The organism is Skermanella sp. (assembly GCF_059503625.1).
This window is the reverse complement of sequence record NZ_JCACHA010001101.1, coordinates 1-4,213: the sequence shown is the minus strand read 5'-3', so window position 1 is coordinate 4,213 and position 4,213 is coordinate 1. Positions and strand designations below refer to the sequence as shown.

At 62.7% G+C, this 4,213-nt stretch carries 4 protein-coding genes; 2 read left to right on the top strand and 2 right to left on the bottom strand.

Annotated features, from left to right (window positions below; genetic code table 11):
* A partial coding sequence (locus tag AC5JJ6_RS39590) for a putative DNA modification/repair radical SAM protein (RefSeq protein ID WP_496047306.1) occupies positions 1 to 993 on the bottom strand: 993 nt, incomplete at its 3' end.
* 151 nt (positions 994 to 1,144) lie between these two features.
* Here AC5JJ6_RS39590 and AC5JJ6_RS39585 point away from each other — a divergent pair.
* Together AC5JJ6_RS39585 and AC5JJ6_RS39580 are read left to right on the top strand one after the other, a co-directional pair.
* Positions 1,145 to 1,885, top strand: coding sequence for a hypothetical protein (locus AC5JJ6_RS39585; RefSeq protein WP_496047305.1), 741 nt, complete (start codon positions 1,145 to 1,147; stop codon positions 1,883 to 1,885).
* Positions 1,886 to 2,120: 235 nt separating this feature from the next.
* Positions 2,121 to 2,342, top strand: coding sequence for a hypothetical protein (locus AC5JJ6_RS39580; RefSeq protein ID WP_496047304.1), 222 nt, complete (start codon positions 2,121 to 2,123; stop codon positions 2,340 to 2,342).
* A 94-nt stretch (positions 2,343 to 2,436) separates the two neighbouring features.
* Here AC5JJ6_RS39580 and AC5JJ6_RS39575 read toward each other — a convergent pair whose 3' ends face one another.
* A complete protein-coding gene (locus AC5JJ6_RS39575; protein WP_496047303.1) occupies positions 2,437 to 3,780 on the bottom strand; it encodes a GntT/GntP/DsdX family permease in 1,344 nt (447 codons plus the stop codon).
* Between the last annotated feature and the right edge of the window lie 433 nt (positions 3,781 to 4,213).

Genomic DNA, 4,213 nt, shown 5'->3' with positions numbered 1-4,213 from the left:
CAGGCTTTCCCGGTCCGCCTTGTTGACATCGACCGGGAAGCGGTGCCGGTTGCCCAGCGCCCAGGCCAGCTTCGGATCGATCTCCAGGTCGAGCAACCCGCCCTGTGGCACGATCTCGCCCGCCTCGAAGCTGTAGAACCGCATCAGCCAGTCGGCCTGATACAGCCGATGCTCCCGCATCAGCGGCGGCGCACCGGGCGGCAGCCCCGAACTCGCGTCCGGGATCGGACTGAACGCCGAGTAGTACACCCGGCGCAGCCGGTAAGCGTTGTAGAGCCTGTCGCTGGTCGCCAGGATGCCCTTGTCGTCCGTGGCATCCGCCCCGACGATCATCTGGGTACTCTGGCCGCCGGGCGCGAAACGCGGCCCTCGCGGTTCCTCCTTCGCCTGCTCGATGTTGAGCCTCAGCCGCCCCATCGAACGCCGGATCGCGGCGCCGTCCTTTTCCGGAGCCAGCTTGCCCAGCGACGCTTCCACCGGCAGCTCGACATTGATGCTCAGCCGGTCCGCATAGCGTCCAGCCTCCGCCAGCAGTTCCGGCGAAGCGTCGGGGATTGTCTTCAGGTGGATGTAGCCGCGAAACCCGTGCTGCTCGCGCAGCATCCGCGCCACCTGGACGATCTGCTCCATCGTGTAGTCGGGACTTTGGATGATCCCGGAACTCAGGAACAACCCCTCGATGTAGTTGCGCCGGTAGAAGCCAAGCGTGAGGTCCACCACCTCCTCCGGGGTGAACCGGGCGCGCCGCACATTGCTGGACCGCCGATTGACGCAGTACAGGCAGTCATAGACGCAGAAATTGGTCAGCAGGATCTTCAGCAGGGAAATGCATCGGCCATCGGGAGCATAGGCGTGGCAGATCCCCATGCCCTCGGTCGAGCCGATCCCATGCTTGGTCCCGGCCGAGTTCTTGCGATCCGATCCGCTGGAGGAGCAGGAAGCGTCGTACTTGGCCGCATCCGCCAAAATCTCCAGCTTTTTCAACAACTCCATGATCCTGCCCGTGCAAATTGTTCATACTATGTTCTAGTGCGAAAGGGGTCGAGGTCAAGCCGCACCTTCCGCCAGGGTGCCGGGCTTGCCGCCGGCAATTCCTTGCCATAGGCTGGGCCATAGGCTGGCGCCGGCCGAACAGGGAGGGATTATGGTCGCACCGCTTGTACTGATCGGAGGAGGGATGGTTGCGGGAGCGATGGCTCTCTGGGCCGCGATCAAGCAGGGCCTCGACCTGAGCGAACCGATCAGGACGCGCAAGGGAAACGGCGTGCGGATCCTGACGTCCCAGCGGACCAGCTCCGACGGCCATCCCATCGTGGCGGCGGTGAACTGTGGCGGCGACATCGGCGAAGCGATCAGCATCTACACCAAGACCGGTGCTTTCGGCGGCACTCTCTGGAGCATGGACGAAGTGCGCGCGGGATCTCTGGCCGCCCTTGACGAGCGGGATCTCACAGGTCTGGTCAATGGCCTGAAACCGGAGCAGGCGCCGCTGTCGGCCGAGCGGGTCACGTATTCCACGCCGCGCCCTCCGCTCGACTTTTCGCGACCCATGCGGACCCAACTGGGCAACCGGGTCCAGATCCTTGCGCTGGACCGTGCAAGTCCGGCCGGCGACAGGATCGTCGCCTTGGTTCATTTGCAGTGGCTGGACAACGACACGCCGGATGTGTCTCCGAAAAGCCCCAGAACCGCCCGCCCCGGCGTTCCGATGGATGCGACGGTGACCGAGCAGGTCGTCAACGTCTACGACAAGTTCGGGCGTTTCCACGGCACGGTGATCTCCGAGACGGAGGCTGAGCGCGGCAAAGCCTACCTGGACTCGCCGAAGTTCGACATCAAGCGCGACACCTCCGACCTGTGCTATTCCGCCCTGCCGGCAAGCTGATCCTCCGATTGCCGCTCACATCGACCGGCCCAAAGGCAAGCTGACCGGATCCTCAGAATGGCCGCTTGGCGGACCCGGTGGGAAAAATCGACTGGGAAGTCTTTCAAGCCCTGGGCTCCGCGCGGAGAGCAGTCTTCCTACTCCCCGCGGGGGACGATCAGGATCGGGGTAGTGTCCGTTCCACGTCCCGGTTGCTCGTAGCCTGATCCCGCGCATCCGGAGCGCGCCCGGCATCATGTTTTCGAAGAACCTGATCGACCGCTTCGGAGTCGATGGAGAGAGCTTCGGACAACAGCCGATCCGCTTCGGCATCGTGCCCCTGGGCCTGCTCGTGAAGTCCTTGCTCCGCCAGGCTTGTGGCTCGATCCGCACCATCCTTGGGGTTGCCATCCTGCATACCGCCGCTCCCTTCGTCTTTTGTAATTCACCCACTTGGTTCGGTAACACTCGGCGGTGAGTACCGTTGCCCTTACCGGCCAGCGTAAGGAATGGCCCGTCCGAAGCCGAGCCGTCCCTACACCAGACCTGAGCGGTTTAAGATCGCAGGCCCGTCAGCCCACCATGGCGCCCAGCAGCAGGACCATGCCAAAGCCGACCAGCGACACGATGGTCGTGGCCACCGTCCACGATTGTAGCGTTTCCTTCTCGGTCAGACCGAAGAACCGGTTGACCAGCCAGAAGCCGCTGTCGTTGACGTGACTGAGGATGGTGCCGCCGGCCGCGATCGCGATCGTCGCAAGCGCCAACTGAGAGCCCTCGACATTGTTCTGTTCCAGGATCGGGCCGATCAGACCGGCCGCTGTCACCATGGCGACCGTGGCGGAACCCTGCGCCACCCGGATCAATGCCGAGATGACGAAAGCCAGCACCAGGTACGGCAGGCCAGAGGCCGACATCATGTCGCCCAGAACCTGACCGACGCCGCTGTCGATCAGCACTTGCTTGAACACGCCGCCGGCGCCGGTCACCAGAATGATGATGCCCGCAGGTTCCAGCGCCTTGTTGACGATATTCTGGATCTCCTCCCTGTCGTAGCCCCGGCGGGAGCCCAGCAGGAACATCGCCAGCAAGGTCGCGATCAGAAGGGCCGCATAAGGGTGACCGATGAACACCAGGAACGACCGCAGGGGATTCCCTTCATCCAGCATGATGCCGGATGTCGTGCTCACCAGGATCAGCAGCAGCGGCGTCAGAATAATCGCTAGCACCTCGCCGAAGCTCGGCAACTCGCGGCTCTCGTCGATCTCACCGAGTTCGACGTAATCGGGCACGCCCTTGGTGATGCGGCGCGAGATGTAGCTGCCCCATACCGGCCCGGCCAGCACCATTGCCGGCAGGCCGCAGATCACGCCGTACAGGATCACCCAGCCGAGATCGGCGCCCAGCAGATCGGCGACCGCGATCGGCCCCGGCGTCGGTGGGATGAACGCGTGGGTCACGGCCCCGCCTGCAACCAGCGGAATACCGTAGTACAGGAGCGGCTTGCCGCTGTCGCGGGCCAAGCGGTACAGGATCGGCACCAGGATGACGATGGCGACGTCCAGGAAGACCGGGATCGAGACGATGAAGCCGGTCAGACCCAGCGCCCACTGCACCTTGTCGTCGCCGAACTTCCGGACCATGGTGCGGGCCAATCGCTCGGCCCCGCCCGATACTTCGAGCAACTGGCCGAACATGGCGCCCAAGCCGACGACGACGGCGACGAAGCCCAGCGTGCCTCCCATCCCTTTCTCGACGGATTTGATGACGCCTTCCAGAGGCATCCCGGCGGCGACGCCGACCAGCAGGCTGACCAGCAGAAGCGTAACGAAGGCATGGAGACGAACTTTGATGACGAGGAATAGCAGGGCCGAAATGCCCGCCGCGGCAACGAGGATCAGATATGCGCCGGACATCGCGTCAAGCCCGGATACGGTATGGATCTGGATGCAGATAGGTCAACTTCATTTCTTCCCAGCTGAGTTTTTCGAAGACTGCGATGCTTCGGAAACCTCGAAGGGGAAACCATGTTCCAACCTTTATGCCGCTTTGTTGCTCCGGCGTCCGGAGGGCGATACTCCTGGCACTTCATCTTTGAAAATGGACGCAAGTTTAAAATCAAGACGTGACTTCTAACCATGAAACAGGCGAAGCGGCTACGGCTTCTATCTGATTTCGCCAAGCATATCGCTGCTGTGTCGGAAGCAAGAGCGTTGCAACAACCCACAAAAGAAAATGCCCCGGCGAGCCGGGGCTAGAACTTTGATTTTGGTAAATGCGATTATGGCGCGCCCTGCTGGATTCGAACCAGCGACCGTCCGCTTAGAAGGCGGGTGCTCTATCCAGCTG